This is a genomic window from Nonomuraea sp. NPDC049784, assembly GCF_040659615.1.
Taxonomy (GTDB): Bacteria; Actinomycetota; Actinomycetes; order Streptosporangiales; family Streptosporangiaceae; genus Nonomuraea.
The window spans coordinates 1-16,177 of sequence record NZ_JBFAMX010000212.1 but is presented as its reverse complement, the minus strand read 5'-3'; the positions used below and the strand labels follow the sequence as shown (position 1 = coordinate 16,177).

Annotated in this window: 16 protein-coding genes and 1 riboswitch; of the genes, 4 read left to right on the top strand and 12 right to left on the bottom strand. The window is 70.8% G+C overall.

Annotated features, from left to right (window positions below; translation table 11 throughout):
- Positions 1 to 222, bottom strand: a 222-nt coding sequence (locus tag AB0J09_RS33290; RefSeq protein WP_360699509.1) for a LysR family transcriptional regulator, incomplete at its 3' end; no start/stop codon positions are given.
- Between the two features lie 58 nt (positions 223 to 280).
- Here AB0J09_RS33290 and AB0J09_RS33285 point away from each other — a divergent pair.
- Entirely contained in the window at positions 281 to 1,093 is an 813-nt protein-coding gene (locus AB0J09_RS33285; RefSeq protein WP_360699508.1) for an alpha/beta hydrolase, read from the top strand.
- Here the strand turns inward: AB0J09_RS33285 and AB0J09_RS33280 are convergent.
- From AB0J09_RS33280 to AB0J09_RS33265, 4 genes are all read right to left on the bottom strand, one after another.
- Positions 1,088 to 1,783 carry a YoaK family protein gene (locus AB0J09_RS33280; RefSeq protein WP_360699506.1) on the bottom strand — a complete coding sequence of 232 codons (696 nt, stop codon included), beginning with the start codon at positions 1,781 to 1,783 and terminating at the stop codon, positions 1,088 to 1,090. The two genes, AB0J09_RS33285 and AB0J09_RS33280, sit on opposite strands and share 6 nt — an antisense overlap.
- Before the next feature lie 232 nt (positions 1,784 to 2,015).
- Complete coding sequence (locus tag AB0J09_RS33275; RefSeq protein WP_360699505.1) at positions 2,016 to 2,690, bottom strand: CHAP domain-containing protein; 675 nt, start codon at positions 2,688 to 2,690, stop codon at positions 2,016 to 2,018.
- Positions 2,691 to 2,702: 12 nt separating this feature from the next.
- A riboswitch (cyclic di-AMP (ydaO/yuaA leader) is annotated at positions 2,703 to 2,840 on the bottom strand.
- A 116-nt stretch (positions 2,841 to 2,956) separates the two neighbouring features.
- Positions 2,957 to 3,910, bottom strand: coding sequence for a Gfo/Idh/MocA family oxidoreductase (locus tag AB0J09_RS33270; protein ID WP_360699503.1), 954 nt, complete (start codon positions 3,908 to 3,910; stop codon positions 2,957 to 2,959).
- A 19-nt stretch (positions 3,911 to 3,929) separates the two neighbouring features.
- The gene (locus AB0J09_RS33265; RefSeq protein ID WP_360699501.1) at positions 3,930 to 4,751 is read right to left on the bottom strand and encodes an aldo/keto reductase; all 822 of its coding nucleotides are present in this window, start codon (positions 4,749 to 4,751) and stop codon (positions 3,930 to 3,932) included.
- 98 nt (positions 4,752 to 4,849) lie between these two features.
- On the opposite strand from AB0J09_RS33265, the gene AB0J09_RS33260 reads away from it, so the two are divergent.
- Together AB0J09_RS33260 and AB0J09_RS33255 are read left to right on the top strand one after the other, a co-directional pair.
- Positions 4,850 to 5,794, top strand: coding sequence for a hypothetical protein (locus AB0J09_RS33260; protein ID WP_360699499.1), 945 nt, complete (start codon positions 4,850 to 4,852; stop codon positions 5,792 to 5,794).
- A gap of 2 nt (positions 5,795 to 5,796) precedes the next feature.
- Complete coding sequence (locus AB0J09_RS33255) at positions 5,797 to 6,972, top strand: DUF6716 putative glycosyltransferase (RefSeq protein WP_360699513.1); 1,176 nt, start codon at positions 5,797 to 5,799, stop codon at positions 6,970 to 6,972.
- 209 nt (positions 6,973 to 7,181) lie between these two features.
- Here AB0J09_RS33255 and AB0J09_RS33250 read toward each other — a convergent pair whose 3' ends face one another.
- The 5 genes from AB0J09_RS33250 to AB0J09_RS33230 form a co-directional block, all read right to left on the bottom strand.
- Positions 7,182 to 8,417, bottom strand: coding sequence for a polysialyltransferase family glycosyltransferase (locus AB0J09_RS33250; RefSeq protein ID WP_360699497.1), 1,236 nt, complete (start codon positions 8,415 to 8,417; stop codon positions 7,182 to 7,184).
- Positions 8,414 to 9,397 (bottom strand): glycosyltransferase family 2 protein, encoded by a 984-nt coding sequence (locus AB0J09_RS33245; protein ID WP_360699495.1) that lies wholly within the window; start codon positions 9,395 to 9,397, stop codon positions 8,414 to 8,416. Before AB0J09_RS33245 ends, AB0J09_RS33250 begins: the two co-directional genes overlap by 4 nt.
- A gap of 28 nt (positions 9,398 to 9,425) precedes the next feature.
- Positions 9,426 to 11,462, bottom strand: a complete 2,037-nt coding sequence (locus AB0J09_RS33240; protein WP_360699493.1) for an N-acetylneuraminate synthase family protein — start codon at positions 11,460 to 11,462, stop codon at positions 9,426 to 9,428.
- Positions 11,463 to 11,535: 73 nt separating this feature from the next.
- On the bottom strand, positions 11,536 to 12,231 hold the full coding sequence (locus tag AB0J09_RS33235) for a response regulator (RefSeq protein ID WP_360699491.1): 696 nt from the start codon (positions 12,229 to 12,231) through the stop codon (positions 11,536 to 11,538).
- The gene (locus AB0J09_RS33230; RefSeq protein WP_360699490.1) at positions 12,228 to 13,721 is read right to left on the bottom strand and encodes a sensor histidine kinase; all 1,494 of its coding nucleotides are present in this window, start codon (positions 13,719 to 13,721) and stop codon (positions 12,228 to 12,230) included. The genes AB0J09_RS33235 and AB0J09_RS33230 overlap by 4 nt, the downstream gene beginning before the upstream one ends.
- A 108-nt stretch (positions 13,722 to 13,829) precedes the next feature.
- Between AB0J09_RS33230 and AB0J09_RS33225 the strand changes: the two genes are divergently transcribed.
- A complete protein-coding gene (locus AB0J09_RS33225) occupies positions 13,830 to 15,176 on the top strand; it encodes a cation:dicarboxylase symporter family transporter (RefSeq protein WP_360699488.1) in 1,347 nt (448 codons plus the stop codon).
- On the opposite strand, the gene AB0J09_RS33220 is transcribed toward AB0J09_RS33225, so the two are convergent.
- Together AB0J09_RS33220 and AB0J09_RS33215 are read right to left on the bottom strand one after the other, a co-directional pair.
- Complete coding sequence (locus AB0J09_RS33220) at positions 15,173 to 15,994, bottom strand: SAM-dependent methyltransferase (protein ID WP_360699486.1); 822 nt, start codon at positions 15,992 to 15,994, stop codon at positions 15,173 to 15,175. The two genes, AB0J09_RS33225 and AB0J09_RS33220, sit on opposite strands and share 4 nt — an antisense overlap.
- A 46-nt stretch (positions 15,995 to 16,040) precedes the next feature.
- Positions 16,041 to 16,177, bottom strand: a 137-nt coding sequence (locus AB0J09_RS33215; RefSeq protein WP_360699511.1) for an ATP-binding protein, incomplete at its 5' end; no start/stop codon positions are given.

Genomic DNA, 16,177 nt, shown 5'->3' with positions numbered 1-16,177 from the left:
GTGGCGCAGGGTCTCGCGGGCCCGGGCGAGCGCTGCCTGGCCGGCTTCGGTGAGGGCGATGCCGTCGCGGTGGCGTACGAACAGGGCGGCGCCGAGCTCGCGCTCCAGGGTGGCGATGGCGCGGCTGACGGCGGGCTGGGACATGCCGGTGTGGTCGGCGGCGGCGGTGAAGCCGCCGTGCTCGGCGACCGCGACCAGCACCCTGAGCTGCGCCAATGTCATGCCGACATACCTTAGTTGGTATTTGACCATAGGTAGGGCAGAACATCATGGTTATGCCATGTCCGAGCGAATGACGATCGAAGTCGACGGCCGCATGGCCAGCTATCTGACGGCGGGCGAGCGGGGCCCGGTGGTGTTGCTGCTGCACGGCACGTATTGGAGCCGGGTCTGGGAGCCGGTGATCGACACTCTGGCTGCGGCGGGGTTGCGGCCTGTGGCGGTCGATCTGCCGGGGCTGGGCCGTTCCGAGGGGGAGCTCACGGCGGAGACGGCGGCGGTGCCCGCGCTGGCGGCGTGGGTGGGGCGGTTCGCGGCCGCGGTGGGTGCGCAGGCGCCGCTGCTGGTGGCGGGGCACGACATCGGGGGTGCGGTCGCGCAGCATCTGCTGGTCGAGTCGGAGGTACGGCGGCTGGCTCTGGTCAATTCGGTCACGTACGACTCCTGGCCGGTGCCCGGGGTGGCCCGTTACCGGGATCCCGCTGTGGTGGCGGCCACGACCGTGGAGGAGTTGCTGGCCGCACGCCGCAAGGCCGTCACGACCGCGCTGGCTCGGCCCGCCTCCGAGGCGGAGTTGGCCGGCTACCTGGAGCCGTGGCACGACCCGCGGGTCGGCCGGTCCTGGATGGCCCTGGCGGGCGCGGCCGACAGCCGCTACACGCTGGACCTGGTGCCCGCGCTGAAGGCCGATGAGACGCCGAAGCTGCTGGTGTGGGGCGAGGACGACACGTTCCAGGAGGTCCGGTACGCCGAGCGCTTCGTCGCCGAGGTCCCGAACAGCACGCTCGTGCGCATTCCCGGGGCCGGGCACATCCCGATGGAGAACGACCCGGCGGGGGTCGCGCGGGCTCTGGCGGATTTCTTCCTCTCATGAGCTCCGGGGGCCGCGCCTGCGGGCTGCGAGGGCGACGATCGCGAGCAGGACCAGGGCGAGCGTCAGCGCGGGTGCGGGGCCGATGTTCAGGTGCAGCGTGGCGCCGGCGAGCGCGCCGAGGAACATCGCCGCGACGGAGGCGAACCGGCGGAAGGCCGCCCGCCCGGGGGTGTCGGCGGCCAGGCCCGTCAGGGTGGTGGTGAGGACGTTGGTGACCAGGTCGGGTACGCCCAGCGCGCGTACGGACGCGTTCTGCAGGCCCATGCCGCACGCGAGCAGCGCGATGAGCGCCGCCCTGGCCCCGGCGGTGTGGTGTCCGGCCGTGAGGGCCACCACGAGGCCGGCCGCGACGAGGACCGCGTGCACGGTGGTGGCGATGGTGAACGCCCGCCGCGCGTTCCCCACCTGCCTGGTCAGCAGGCCGGAGCTCCACGCTCCGGCACCGAAGCAGGCGAGGGACAGGGGAGGGGCCCATTTCGACAGGTCTCCGCCGCCAAGGAGGGCGAAGCCCAGGAAGACGGTGTTGCCGGTCATGTTGGCGACGAAGACGCGCCCCAGGCCGAGGTAGCTGACGGCGTCCACGATTCCGGTGACCATGGCCAGGAGGATCAGCAGGGCGGGCAGGACGCCGTGTGGGTTTCCGCCGCGGGGGAACAGCCCGTCGGCGGCCCACTGGAGCCCGCCCCTCACGGCCGCTCCGCGACGACGGCTCCTGGGCGTGGGCTGGGTCTCATGGCGGCTCCTTGGCGAGGTTCGCGCGTGGCTCTTCTCGCGAGCCTGCTTCCCTCGGGTCTTCCCAGGTGGCGGGCCGCTCATCCGACTCCGGCGCGGACTCGGAGGCGCCGGTGCCCAGGCGCTTCACCGGTGGAATGCGAAGAGCGCGCGCCCCTTTCGGGGCGCGCGCTCGTCTAGCGCAACAGGGTCAGCCGGCGTACTGCGGGTAGCCGTAGCCGACGACCTGGGACTTCGGACGCACGCGCTCTTCGACCTTGCCGTTGCCGGTGTTGCCTTCGACGGTCGAGATGGTGCCGTCGCCGTTGTCCTTCTCGACGAACCCGACGTGCTGGATGTCGTCGAGGCTCTTGCTGCCGCTCCAGGAGAAGAACACGACCGCGCCGGGCTTGGCGACCGTGCCGAAGCGATGATTGGCCGCGAACCACTTGGCGTGGGTGACGGTGTAGGCGTCCCAGCCGATCTGCGGGCGGGCGCCGGTCTGCTCGCCGACCCAGGAGACGAACATCGAGCACCAGGCGGCGTTCACGTAGTCGGCCCGGCTGCCGCCGTCACGGGCGATGGTCTCCGCGGCGCGCTGTGAGTTGGCGTACCACCTCTGGTACGGGGTGCCGCCGCCGTAGGCGTTCTCGGAGGTGCCGACCTGGGACTTGGCGAGCGCCAGGACCTGGGAGGCGGTGACGTTGATCTTGGTTTCCCGGGACTTGGCACGGTTGTTGTCGTGAGTAGCTGCGGTGGCCGGCTGCTTGTCCGCGGCGGAGGCCGCGGTCATGTGGGCGCCGAGCCCGGAGGCCAGGACGGTCGCGCCGAGCGCGGCTCGGACGATGTTGGTCTTCGTGGCAGCGGTAATGCGGAACTTGGCCATCGAGGGGGTTACTCCTTGCTTCCATGCCGCTTACCGGGTTAGCTGACGGGTTCGGGCGTGGAAGCTGCCCTACGGCACCGAAGTGCCGATTCACCCCATGGGACTTGGGTCCCCGGTTCCGCCCGGAGGCGGATTCAGCGGTCACAGGACGGTCCTGTGATGTGTGTCGCGATGGTCGGACATTGCCGGACAAACCGGACGAATGTCTCAAGAATGCCTCAAATGTAATGCATAAGGCAAGAGGCTACAAATCTGTAACGACCCAGCTAGGCGAGCTGCCTGCGAGCCGCGGCCAGGAGCCCCATCATGGCAAGGGACTCATCAAGCGGCATGACCGAGCTTTCGGTCCTGCCTTCGGCCGTCGCGGCGCGGACTTCGCGGAGCTCTCCGGCGTATCCGTTGTCCGCCGGATCGAGCACATGCTCCTCCGGCTCCATGGAGCGCCCGGAAAGCAACATCCGCTGCGGGGCCCAGAACGGCGCCTGGACGTCCGCCCGCATCTGAGTACCTACAACACAGGCATGGTTCGGGTAATTCCCGAGCAACGAGGTCTCTACGAGAGCCCGCCTGCCGCCGGGGTAGAGCAAGACCCCGGCCGCCTCCGCGTCCACGCCGTTGGGTGCCAGGGACCCGGTTATCCGCAGGTCAGAGGGCATGCCGAGGAGTAGCTGAGCCAGGCCGAACGGGTAGATCCCCAGGTCGAGCAGGGCCCCGCCGCCCAGCTCCGGCGCCCACAGCCGGTGCGCCGGATCGTAGGGCTTGGCGAAGCCGAAGGAGGCGTGCACGGAGCGGATGTCGCCGAAGCGCTCGTCGGCCGCGATCTTCTGGATGAGGGGGTTGAAGCGCATCCACATGGCTTCCATGAGGAACACGCCTGCCTCGCGCGCCAGCCGTACCATCTTCTCCGCGTCGTCCACGGTGGCGGCCAGCGGCTTCTCGCACAGCACGGCCTTGCCCGCGGCGATGGCGGCCTCGGCCACCTGTAGATGCTGGGCGTGCGGCGTCGCGACATAGACGGCGTCCACGGCCGGATCGGCGCACATCTGCTCATAGGAGCCGTACGCCGACTCCGCGCCCAAAGTGGCGGCCAGGGTCTGCGCCCGTCCTAAGTCCCTGGACCCGACGGCGGCCACCCGCATCCCCGGCTCGGCCACGATGGCCGCTCCCACAGTCCGCGCGATACCGCCTGTCGCCGCAATGCCCCACGCAAAATCCCGCACACGGGAGATCGTAGACGAATCACATCATGTCGAACGTGTCGGGATCGGGACCGAAACGCCGGCCCCTGTTCAGCGCGCCGATGGCGGCCATGTCCTCGGGGTCGAGGATGAAGTCGAACACGTCGATGTTCTCGGCGATCCGCGACGGGGTCACGGACTTGGGGATGACGACGTTGCCGAGCTGCAGGTGCCAGCGGAGCACGATCTGCGCGGGCGTCTTGCCGTACTTGCCGGACAGCACGGCCAGCGCGGGGTCGTCGAGCAGGCCCTTGCCCTGGCCGAGCGGGCTCCAGGCCTCGGTGAGGATGCCGTTGGCCTCGTGGAAGGCGCGCATATCGCGCTGCTGCAGGTACGGGTGGAGCTCGATCTGGTTGATCGACGGCACGATGTCGGTCTCGTTCATCAGCCGGGTCAGGGTGTCGATCGTGAAGTTGGAGGTGCCGATGGCCTTCGCCCGCCCGTCACGGTAGATCTTTTCCATCGCCTTCCACGCCTGCACGTACTTGTCCTGCTGCGGCACCGGCCAGTGGATGAGGAAAAGGTCGATGTAGTCGAGGCCGAGCCGGGCCAGGCACTCCTCGAAGGCCGCCTCGGCGCGTCCGTGGTCGGCGTTCCACAGCTTGGTGGTGACGAACACCTTCCGGCGCGGCAGCTCCGATTCGCGCACGGCCTGGCCCACGCCCTCCTCGTTGCCGTACGCGGCGGCGGTGTCGACGTGCCGGTAGCCGGACTTCAGTGCGGTCGTGACGGCCTGCGCGGCCTCGTCGGCGGCGACCTGCCAGACGCCGTAGCCGAGCTGCGGGATGTGCACGCCGTCGGCGTTGAGCAAGAGAGAGTTCATAGCCTCCATTGTTCACGTCGCGTTTCTGAGGGCTTAAGGCGGCGGGGCTAGCTTGAAGCGGTCGTGAACGGGCCATCACCCGGCTGGGAGGAGCAGGAGTGGTCGAACAGGCGTCGGCCTGGGTGGAGTCTCCGCTCCAGATGCTGTGCGCCGTCGAGGCCCACCACGCAGGCTTGCTCGGCCCCAAGACGGTCGTCGTGCCGCGCTCGGGTCTTCGGCCGCTGAAGGCCACGCGCCGGGAGCTGAGGTCTCTCGGGCTGCCCGACGGGCTGGAGCTCGCCGAGCCGCGCGAACGCATGCCCAGACGCGTGCAGGCCGTCGGCGACGCCTTCTCCGGCAGGGTGCAGCTGCGCTGGCTCACCTCGCGTCCGGGCCGCATCGTGATCGTGGACGACGGTCTGGCCACTCTCCGGCTGCTCGAGCTGCTGGCCGCGGGGCCGTACCGGCCGCTGCTGCGGGCCAGGGCCCAGCCGACCAGGCTGCGCGCCGCGCTGGGCCTGGCGGCCGCGCTGCGGCTGCGTCTGAGCGACGTGTCGGTCTTCACCGCCCTGCCCGTCGACAAGCCGCTGGAGGACGCGGTACGGCGGGCCGGGATCGATCTGGTACGCCACCAGTTCGCCTGGCTGCGGGCCCAGCCGCCCAGCGCCGAAGGGCCGGCGGAGCGCACGGTCGTCCTCGGCACCTCGCTCGTCAGGAACGGCCTGGTGCACCGCGACCACTACCTGCGCTGGCTGACCGACCTGGCCGCGCGCGAGCCGCTGGCGTACTACCCGCATCGCCGCGAGGACCCCGTTGACGTCGCGCTGATCCGGGAACGCCCGGGGATCACGGTTCACGACGCAGGTGCGCCCGCCGAGCTGACGCTGCGCGGCCTGGACGCGGGCCAGCGCGTGCTCAGCCTCCCCTCGACCGCGATCACCTCGCTGCGGGTGCTGCTCAGCCCGCGCGGTGTCGCCGTCGAGCCCGTGGAGGTCCCCGAGGACTGGTGGACCAGCAGGGCGGCCCCCGCCCTTCGTTCGCATCTGACGGGAGTGTCCGGTTGAAAGTGTTGGCGGTCGCCGACTCCGACTCGTACCTGAAGTGGGCGGCCTGCCTGCTCGGCGACCTGCCCGGGGGAGGCCCAGGGGGGGACACGGCGGAGCTGGTGGTGGTGCGTACACCTATCACGCCTTCGCCTGAGCAGATCGCGGCCGCCGTGGGCGGCGGCGTCGAGCCGCCGCCGGTGCTGTCGGCCCGGTCCGTGCGGCGGCTGGCCGAGCGTACGCAGCCGGACGTGGTGCTGGTGGCCTGCACGGGGCCGGTCGTGGACGTGCTGGTGGCCGAGGTGTTCGCGGGGCTGCGGCCGCGGCCGGTGTTCGTCAGCGGGCTGCCGGGCATCTCGGTGCCCGCGACGGAGAAGGCGTGGTTGTTCCGCAGCGGGTGCGACCTGTTCGTGGTGCACAGCGAGCGGGAGGTGGCCGAGTTCTCCGAGATCGCCGCCAGGCTCGGCGGGGGAGGGGCGGTGGGCCTGGCGAGGCTGCCGTTCCTGCGCTCTGAGACGGTCGCCGGGGGCGGGAACCGGATCGTGTTCGCCACCCAGGCCAAGGTGCCGCGCGGGCGGGAGGAGCGGGAGCGCATCCTGCTGGGGCTGGCCGAGCTGGCCCGGCTCCGCCCCGACCTGGACGTGGTCGTCAAGCTGCGCGCGCTGGAGGACGAGCGGCAGACCCACAACGAGCGTCACCACTACCAGCGGCTGTGGCGGGAGATGGGGGAGCCGGGGCGGCTCTCCTTCCAGGCGGGCTCGATGCACGACCAGCTCGAGCGGGCGGCCGGGTTCGTCACGGTGAGCTCGACGGCGGCGCTGGAGGCGATCGCGCTGGGCGTGCCGTCGCTGGTGCTGAGCGACTTCGGCGTGAGCGCCGAGATGATCAACCTGGTGTTCGAGGGCAGCGGGCTACTGGGCACGCTCGACGACCTGGCCAAGGGCGACTTCCGGCTTGCCTCGCCCGAGTGGTGCGCGGCCAACTACTTCCACCCGGCGGAGCGCAACGACTGGGCTCGGCTGCTGACGGGGCTGGTGACGGGCGGGCCGCGGGTGCCCGCGGCCTCGCTGCTGGACGGGCCCGAGCACGCGGCGGCACGGCGCCGGGCCCGGCTCCGGGTGGAGGTGCACCCCTCGATGCTGCGGGCGGGCTACCGGGCCAAGCGCCGGATGCGGCGATACCTCAAGGCCCTCGGCTGACCACCCAACCCCGGCACCGCGGTCGGGGTGGCCTGGGCGATTGACCCGCCCCGGACCCAGCACCGGGGTCGGCGCGGCCCCGCCATCCTTCCGAAGGACCGCAGCCCCGGACGGTGGGAGGCAGCCAGCCCGTCGTCCCGGGTTGAGGCCCCTGTGGGGAGGGCGGTCGTGCCGGCGCGAGTGGCCATCCCACCGGCCGGGGTCGCGGGTCAGATCGCGGAGCGGATCTTCCTGCGGAGCCGGGTGAGCGCGGTCGGCTTGGTCACCAGGCCCAGGGTCTCCAGGCGCTTGCGCTTGAAGTAACGCGCGTCGAAGTCGATGCTCGCGGGCCGCAGCTCCGGGTACGTCTCGGCCTGCATGCAGTAGCCCACGGCGCGCACCAGCCCGCGCAGGTCCACCGCCGGTGGCGGGGTGATGGCCCCGTCGGCCGACAGGCGGGGCAGCAGCGCGTCCACGATCGTGACCGGGATCCGGTTGCTGTTCTCGTAGGGAGCCAGCCGGTCCAGCACCAGGTCCGTGCCGTACGAGGCGACGGGCAGCCCGAAGTAGCGCTGCGCCGTCAGCAGCCCCGTGGAGAAGCACCCCACGACGAGTTCTGGGCGCAGCGCGGCGAAGCACACCTCGGCGGGCACGCTCTCGGGGGCCACCGACAGCCGCACGCCCAGGGGCTCGGCCGCGGCCCGCAGGAGCTGGGCGTGCCGCCGCCCGGCGGCCGGGTGCGGCTTGAAGACGACGTCGGTGTGGCCGCGGGCGGCCAGGGCACGCAGCATGGTCTCGTGCAGGGCCGCCTCCTCCTCCGGCGTGACGATCTCCAGTGCCGACAGGTACTGGCCGAGGATCATCGCCCGCCCGTGCATCATGTCGGGCGCGGTGGCGGTGACCTCGTCCACGATCGACAGGAACCGCTCGTCCGGCAGGATCGACGGCGTGACGCCGTACTCGCTGAGCAGCAGCGGCACCAGCCCCGGCACCAGGTCCAGGTGGAGCAGCCGCTCGATGCGGCGGAAGATCTCAGCGGGCAGCGGGTCGCGGGTCGGGCCGTAGCTCATCAGCCCGTCGGAGTAGACGGTGATCGGGCAGTCGCGCACCAGCCCTGCGATCGTCCGGGCCGGAGGCACCGCGATCGACTCCAGCACCAGCTGCTCCACCCCGTCCAGCGCCCAGTGGGAGCGGATGAGGCGCTCCATCATGGGCACCTCGATGACGCGGGCCTTCCAGTCGGAGGGGTGGAGCGGCGCGATGAGCTCGTTCCACGAGTGCACCTCGTCGAAGCGCGAGCGCAGCACGGCGAAGCCGGGCGTCTTGTCGAGCGGCGTGGACACCTCGGGGATGGCCGCGTTGTTGGACACGACGAGGACGCGGCGGCCGTCGCCGAAGCGGCCGTCGTCGATGGCGGCGGCCAGCGACATCGCGCCGAACAGCGTCGAGGCATAGAAGACCTTCACGACGTCTCCTCCCGGTCGCGGCGGACCCGGATGTGCGGACTGGGCGGCAGGTCGGGCACCAGGGCCCGCAGCGTGGCCTCGCGTTCGGCGGACATCCGCGCCACCGATTCGGACACCAGCTCGGCGGGCAGCGCGCGCACCATGTGCGCACCGCGCTCCTCGAAGCGGGCCCGCAGCGCCGGCGTGAACCGGTCGGCGATCTCCAGATGGTGGGCGAGCAGGGCGCAGAAGTTCCGTACCGCCTTGGGCAGGAACTCCGGCTCCAGGTCCTTGAAGACCAGGTCGAACGCGTCGAAGAAGTGCAGCTGGCGCTCGTCGCCCACCTGCGTCAGCGATCCGGACACCATGCGCCGGTAGAACAGGCCGGCCAGTGACACCACCGCGAACGTGGCGGCTTCCCTGTGCAGGCGCCAGATCCACGGCCGGTCCTCGGCGGTGTGCAGGGAGCCGGGGAAGTGCAGCAGGTCGCGCAGGGAGCGCCGGTAGATTCCGGCCCAGGCGTACGGGTAGTCGACCATGGTCCGCACGTTCTCCGGCAGGATCGCGTCCCGTGGGTCGAGCACCGCGCCCCTCCGCGCCAGCGGGGCACGGTGCACGACCCGTTTGCGGCCCTCGACCTGCACGTGGTCGGCGCGGACGAAGTCGCAGCCGAGCCCGTCGATCGCCTCGACGAGCTGCGCCAGGTAGCCGGGGGCGAGCCAGTCGTCGCCGTCCATGAAGGTCACGTACCGGCCGGAGGCGGCCGACAGTCCCGTGTTGCGGGCGTCGGCCAGCCCCACGGGCGCGGGGTTGCGCAGCACGGACAGCCCGGGCAGGTCGCGGGCGAAGTCCTCGACGATGGCCCCGGTGGCGTCCACGGAGCCGTCGTCCACGACGATGAACTCGAAGTCGTGCCGGGCGTTGCGGCAAAGAGAGGTGAGCGCGTCGGCGATGAAGCGCTCACCGTCCCGCACCGGCACGACGACCGAGAGTGTGATCAAGGGTTGTTTCTCCAGAGTGCGAACGAGGTCAGACGGTCACCCGGCGCAGGCGGGCCTTGGGAGCCTCCTCGCCGGGGAAGACGCGCTTGACGCCGTCGCCCATGGCCTGCTCGATGATGCGGATGTCGCGTACCAGGTGCTCGAGGCCGGACGGCTCCAGCGAGGCGGCGTGGTCGGAGCCCCACATGGTGCGGTCGAGCGTGATGTGCCGCTCCACGCAGACCGCGCCGAGCGTGACCGCGGCCAGAGAGATCTGCAGGCCGCGCTCGTGGCCGGAGTAGCCGACGGGCACGCCGTACCGGTCCTTGAGCGTGGTGATCGTGCGCAGGTTCGCCTCTTCCGGCGGCAGCGGGTACGTGGACGTCGCGTGCATCATGATCAGCTTCTCGGTGCCGAGGATCTCGACGGCCGCGTCGATCTCCGACAGCGTGGACATGCCGGTGGACAGGATGATCGGCTTGCCGGTGGCGGCCAGGGCCCGCAGCAGCTCGTGGTCGGCGATGCTGGCCGAGGCCACCTTGTGCGTCAGGACGTCCATCTCCTCCAGGAACTCAACGGAGGGCACGTCCCACGGCGAGGCGAACCAGTGCAGGCCGCGCTCGTCGCAGTATTTCGCGATCTGCCGGTACTCGTCGAAGCCGAACTCGGTGCGCTCCTTGTACTCCAGGTAGGTCATCTCGCCCCACGGCGTCTGCCTGATCTGGCCCTTCTGCTCCTCGGGCACGCAGATCGCGGGGGTGCGCTTCTGGAACTTGACCGCCTGGCAGCCGGCCTCGGCCGCCACGTCGATGAGGCGGCGGGCGATGTCGATGTCGCCGTTGTGGTTGATGCCGATCTCGCCGATCACGTACACGGGCTCGCCGTTGCCGACCAGCACGTCGCCGATCGCGACGGGGCCGAGGCTGGGCCGGGTGCGGACCTCGACGGCGGGCGGCTCGGGGCGGGCGGCCACGACGCGGTCGCACAGCTCGCGTACGGCGCCGGACCCGCCCGGCTTGGTCAGCACGATCCTGGCGGCGGCGCGCACGCGCGGGTGGGCGTCGGGGGTGGCGATGGGCCAGCCGACCTCGGACATCGGGCCCAGGTCGTTGACGTCGTTGCCGACGTAGGCCACGCGGGCCGGGTCGAGGCCCTCGATGCTGAGCCAGTCGCGCAGCACGGTCCGCTTGTCGGCCAGGCCCTGCAGCACGGGCACGCCCAGCTTGCGGGCGCGGGCGGCCACCACGGGGTTGTGCTCGGTGGACATGACCAGCACCTTCACCCCGGACCGCTTCAGGAGCGAGACGCCCATCCCGTCCGAGCGGCTGACCAGCACCATCTCGCGGCCGTCGGAGTCGACGTAGGCGCGGTCGTCGGTGTGCACGCCGTCGAAGTCGGTGATGACGGCGTCCACGTCGATCGGCTCGGGCTGGTCGATGAACGGGGCGAGCGCGCGCACGAGCTCCAGGTCCTCCGGGTTGTCGATCTCGATGCCGTGCTGCTGCGGCACCGGCTGGACGGCGACCTCGCCGAAGAAGCGGTGGCCGTGCTCGCGCAGGCCGGCGGTGCGCATGACGTAGAAGGCGCCGTTCTCGCGGAACTCGGGCTCGCGGTCCTGCCTGCGCTGCCTGACGGCCGGGTCGTGGTTGATCCCGGCCCCGTTGGCCGTCCACAGGAACTCGTGCGTCGGCAGCCCGGACACGACCGAGTCGGCCTCGCCGTCGAGCACCTTGCGCACTGCGTCCGACAGGTCCTCGGGGTCGATGAACGCGCTCGTGCACTGCACCAGCACGACCACTTCGGGGTCTTCACCGATGGCGTCGAGCGCGTGCAGGACCGCCGACTCGCTGGAGGCGGTCGCGCCGCTCAGCTCCTCGGGCCGCTCCACGACGACCGCCCCCGCCTGCCTGGCGGTCTCGGCGATCCCCGCGTGGTCGGTGCTGACCACGACCTGGTCCACCAGTTCGGCCCGCTGGCAGGCCCGCACCGCGCGGGTGACCAGGGGGACGCCTCCGACCAGGGCGAGGTTCTTCAGGGGTACGCCCGCCGAACCTCCGCGGGCGGGAACTACGGCCAGGACTCGCAAGGTATATCTCCTCAGTGCAATGGACTGCACCCAGAAGCTAGAGGCCTGGATTGAACGGCCAGCGTCACCATCATTAACTTTCCATGGGGATCCGGTAGAGCAACTCTGGCCGGCCCACCCCTCCGTACTGTGGGATGCGGGCCGCCACACCCAGCTCCACCAGGTATTCCAGGTAGCGGCGGGCCGTCACGCGGGACACTCCGATCGCGTCGGCCACGGCTTGGGCCGCCATGCCCTCGGGGCTTGCCCGCAGCTTCGCCGCGACCGTGTCGAGCGTGTCCCGCGCCATGCCCTTGGGCAGCTCGGAGCTGCCCCGCAGGGTGCCCAGCACGCGGTCCACGTCGCTCTGCCCGACGGCGACGCCCGCCTCCTCCTTGAACTTGGCATAACGCGTGAGCTTTTCGACGAGTGTCGCGTAGGTGAACGGCTTGAGCAGGTACTGGGAGATGCCGAGCGACACCGCCGAGCGGACCATGGCCAGGTCGCGGGCGGAGGTGACGGCGATCACGTCGCACATGATCCCGCCCGCGCGGATCGCCCTGCACACCTCCAGCCCGTGCATGTCCGGCAGGTACAGGTCGAGCAGGACGAGGTCCACCGGCTTCCTGCGCAGGAAGCGCAGCGCCTCGCCGCCGGTCCTGACCACCCCGGCCACCTCGAAGCCCGGAATCCGCTCGACGTAGATGCGGTTGGCCTCCGCCGTGATCTCCTCGTCCTCGACGACGAGCACGGAGATCCTCGCGCCCGGGTCCCGCGCCGAGATCGTCATCGCACACGCTCCGGCACGGGCAGCCGCACGGTGAACACCGAGCCCTCCACGGCGATGGTGCCGCCCATACGCCGGACCGACTGCCCCACCAGGGCCAGCCCGAGCCCGTGACCGTCGCCCTTGGTGGTCCAGCCCTTGTCGAAGGCCTGCGGGTCGGACAGCCCGGGACCGTTGTCGCTCACCCTGATCACGACGTCTTCCTGGTCGGCGCACAGGTGCACCTCCACCCGGGAGGCCGCGTCGACGGCATTGTCGATCAGGTTGCCCACGATCGTGACCAGCTCGCGCGGGCCGAGGCCCAGGTCGTCCAGCTCGCTGTCCTGGCTGATCACCAGCTCGACGCCGCGTTCGGCCGCCTCGGCGCTCTTTCCCAGCAGCAGCGCCGCCAGGACCGGCTCGCGGACCGCGCCGACCACCCGGTCGGTGAGCTCTTGGGCGGCCCGCAGCTCCGCGGTGCCCAGGGCCACCGCCTGCTCGGTACGGCCCAGCTCCACCAGCGTGATGACCGTGTGGAGCCGGTTGGCGGCCTCGTGGGCGGCCGAGCGCAGCGAGTCGGCGAAGCCGCGCTCGGCGTCGAGCTGCCCGGTCAGCGCCTGCAGCTCGGTGTGGTCGCGCAGGGTCACCACGGTGCCGAGCCTGCTGGCGGCGCTGTTGACGGCCAGCACCCGGTCGCCGACCAGGTGGATGCGCTCCTCGCCTTCGGCCAGCACCTCGGAAAGGCCCAGCTCGTCCACGTGCCGCCCCTCGGCGTCGGCCGGCAGGTCGAGCAGGTGACGGGCGGCGTCGTTGCACAGCGTCAGCGTGCCGTCCTTGCCCACCAGCAGCAGGCCCTCCCTGACGGCGTGCAGGACCGCGTCGTGGTGGTCGTGGATGCGGCTGAGCTCCACCGGGCCCAGGCCGTGCGTCTGGCGGCGCAGCCGCGCGGTCACCAGCCAGGTGGCTGCCGCGCCCAGCGAGAGCGCGAGCGCGACGACGAGCCCGCCCCAGGCGAGCTGGTCGCGCACCTTGGCGCTGATCTTCTCGATCGTGATGCCCGCGCTGACCAGCGCCCGCACCCGGCCGTCCGACATGACGGGGGTCACCACCCGCCTGGACTCACCGAGCGTGCCGGTGTAGGTCTCGGTGAACGTCTCGCCTGCCAGCGCCCGCTCGATGTGGCCGAGATAACGCTTGCCGATCTCGGCGGGGATCGGGTGGGTGTAGCGGGTGCCGTCCGGTTTCATGATGGTGATGAAGTCGATGCCCGTCTGGTGGCGTACCTGCTCGGCGTACGGCTGCAGCCGCGCGGACGGGTTCGGGTCGTCGAGGGCGTCCAGCACGCTGGGCGAGGCCGCCACGCTCACCGCGACGGCCCTGGCCTTGCTGCTCGCCTCGTCGGTGAGCAGCTCACGTGCCTGTACGAGCGCGAGCACCGCGAGGCCCGCCACCGTGACGGCGACCACGAGCAGCTGCAGGACCAACATCTGCCCCGCCAGGCTCCAGCGCCGCATCTTGACACCTCTCCCGTGAACGAAACTTACTCAATGGTGACCTACGTCACTGTGAGCGTCATACTCGAAAAACTAGAAGGAAATTCCATCACCGCTGGAGAACCCCCCATGCGTGATCGCACTCGGTACCTGTACCTCGCCGTCATCGGCGCCGTCCTGCTAGGGATCCTGGTCGGATTCGTCTGGCCGGACGTGGGCAAGGAGCTGAAACCGCTGGGCACCGGTTTCGTGGCGCTCATCCAAATGGTGATCGGGCCGATCATCTTCTGCACGATCGTGCTCGGCATCGGCTCGGTACGCCAGGCGGCCAAGGTCGGCAAGGTCGGCGGTCTCGCGCTCGGTTACTTCATCGTCATGTCCACGGTAGCCCTGCTCATCGGCCTGCTGGTCGGCAACGTCATCGACCCCGGCTCGGGGCTGCACCTCAGCGACGCCGCCAGGCAGGCCGCGGAGGCACAGGCAGCCAAGGGCGGCGAGGCCACCACCGTCGACTTCCTGCTCGGCATCATCCCGAAGACGCTGGTGTCGGCGCTCACCGGCGGCTCGGTCCTGCAGGCGCTGCTCGTCGCGCTGCTGACCGGGTTCGCGCTCCAGGCCATGGGCGACAAGGGCACGCCGATCCTGCGCGGCATCGAGCACTTCCAGCGGCTGGTGTTCCGCATCCTCGCCATGGTCATGTGGGCCGCGCCCGTCGGCGCGTTCGGCGCGATGGCCGCCGTGGTGGGCGAGACAGGGCTCGAGGCGCTCAAGAGCCTGGCGATCATCATGGTCGCCTTCTACGTGACCTGCCTGCTGTTCGTCGGCGTCGTGCTCGGCACGATCCTGTGGCTGGTTGCCCGGATCAACCTGTGGTCGCTGCTGAGCTACCTGGGCCGCGAGTTCCTGCTGATCCTGTCCACCTCGTCCTCGGAGACGGCCCTGCCCCGCCTCATCGCCAAGATGGAGCACATGGGAGTCAGCAAGACCGTGGCCGGCATCACCGTGCCGACCGGCTACTCCTTCAACCTCGACGGCACCGCCATTTACCTGACCATGGCCACGCTGTTCATCGCCGAGGCCACCGGTGCGCCGCTGCAGATCGGCGAGCAGCTCGCGCTGCTGCTGTTCATGATGATCGCCTCCAAGGGCGCCGCGGGCGTGACCGGGGCCGGGCTGGCCACGCTGGCCGCCGGGCTGCAGGCGCACCGACCGGCGCTGGTCGACGGCGTCGGCCTCATCGTGGGCATCGACCGGTTCATGTCCGAGGCCAGGGCGCTGACCAACTTCGCCGGTAACGCCGTCGCCACCGTGCTCGTCGGCACCTGGACCGGCGAGTTCGACCGGGAGCGCGCCGACCGGGTGCTGGCGGGGCAGTTGCCCTTCGACGAGGCGACGCTGCTGGACGAGGACGAGGACGAGGGCGAAGAGCCGCCGGAGCCGGGCGAGCCGGGCGACAGGGAGCTGTCGAAGGTCTAGGGCTTGCGGGCGATGCCCGCGTAGCCCATGAGAGCCAGGTCCGGGTCCAGGAAGACCGGGGCGCCGGGCTCGAGGTACGGCCACCCGAGCTCCGACCCCACACCGTTGGCCAGATAGCCCGGCGGGATGAACTCGAAGTCGCCGAAGAAGGCGGAGATCTCCTCGCCGGGCCGCGGCCTGAACGGCATGTTGGCCGCCTCGTAGAACTGGCTCACCCGGTCGGTCACAGAGGTGTGGGAGTCGCTGCCCACGTGGGAGATGGCCAGATAGCTGCCCGGGGCGAGGGCGTCGCGGTAGGCGGCCACGAAGCCGCGCGGGTCGTCCTCGTCGCGGATCAGGTGCAGGATGAACATCATCAGCACGGCCACCGGACGTTCGAAGTCCAGCAGCGTGCGCACCTCCGGGCTCGACAGGATCTCCTTCGGCCGGCGCACGTCGCCCAGCACCATGGCCACCCGCTCGGGATCGGCCAGCAGCGCCCTGCCGTGCGTGGCCACCACCGGGTCGTTGTCCACGTACACCACGCGGGCGTCCGGGGTGTGCCTGAGGGCGACCTCGTGCACGTTCTCCTGCGCAGGCAGGCCGGAACCGAGATCGAGGAACTGGGTGATGCCCTGCTCGCACAGGTAACGCACGAACCGGCCGATGAGCGCGCGGTTCTCCCTGGTGCCGTCGCGGGTCTCCGGAAGAAAGCTGAGTACCCGGTCGGCCAGATCCCGGTCGGCCTGGAAGTTGTCCTTTCCACCCAGGAAGTAGTCGTACATGCGCGCCGCGTTAGGGATGTGAGGCTCGACGCCCTGCGGCGCTTGTTCCTTCATGACACCATGATCTATGACATGAGCACCGGAAATCTACGAGAATCGGTCAAACGGCGGGAAGTCTCAGGACGAATCTCGCGCCGCCCTTGCAGTCCTCGACGGTGATCGTGCCGCGGTGGGCCATCGCGATGTCCCGCGCGATGGCCAGGCCCAGCCCCGTGCCGCCGGCGTCGCGGCTGCGCG

Bases quoted from the DNA above. Each gene is read 5' to 3' on its own strand.
- AB0J09_RS33285 (WP_360699508.1), top strand. From the start codon at position 281: ATGTCCGAGCGAATGACGATCGAAGTCGACGGCCGCATGGCCAGCTAT.
- AB0J09_RS33275 (WP_360699505.1), bottom strand. From the start codon at position 2,690: ATGGCCAAGTTCCGCATTACCGCTGCCACGAAGACCAACATCGTCCGA.
- AB0J09_RS33265 (WP_360699501.1), bottom strand. From the start codon at position 4,751: ATGAACTCTCTCTTGCTCAACGCCGACGGCGTGCACATCCCGCAGCTC.
- AB0J09_RS33235 (WP_360699491.1), bottom strand. From the start codon at position 12,231: ATGACGATCTCGGCGCGGGACCCGGGCGCGAGGATCTCCGTGCTCGTC.
- AB0J09_RS33230 (WP_360699490.1), bottom strand. From the start codon at position 13,721: ATGCGGCGCTGGAGCCTGGCGGGGCAGATGTTGGTCCTGCAGCTGCTC.
- AB0J09_RS33225 (WP_360699488.1), top strand. From the start codon at position 13,830: ATGCGTGATCGCACTCGGTACCTGTACCTCGCCGTCATCGGCGCCGTC.
- AB0J09_RS33220 (WP_360699486.1), bottom strand. From the start codon at position 15,994: ATGAAGGAACAAGCGCCGCAGGGCGTCGAGCCTCACATCCCTAACGCG.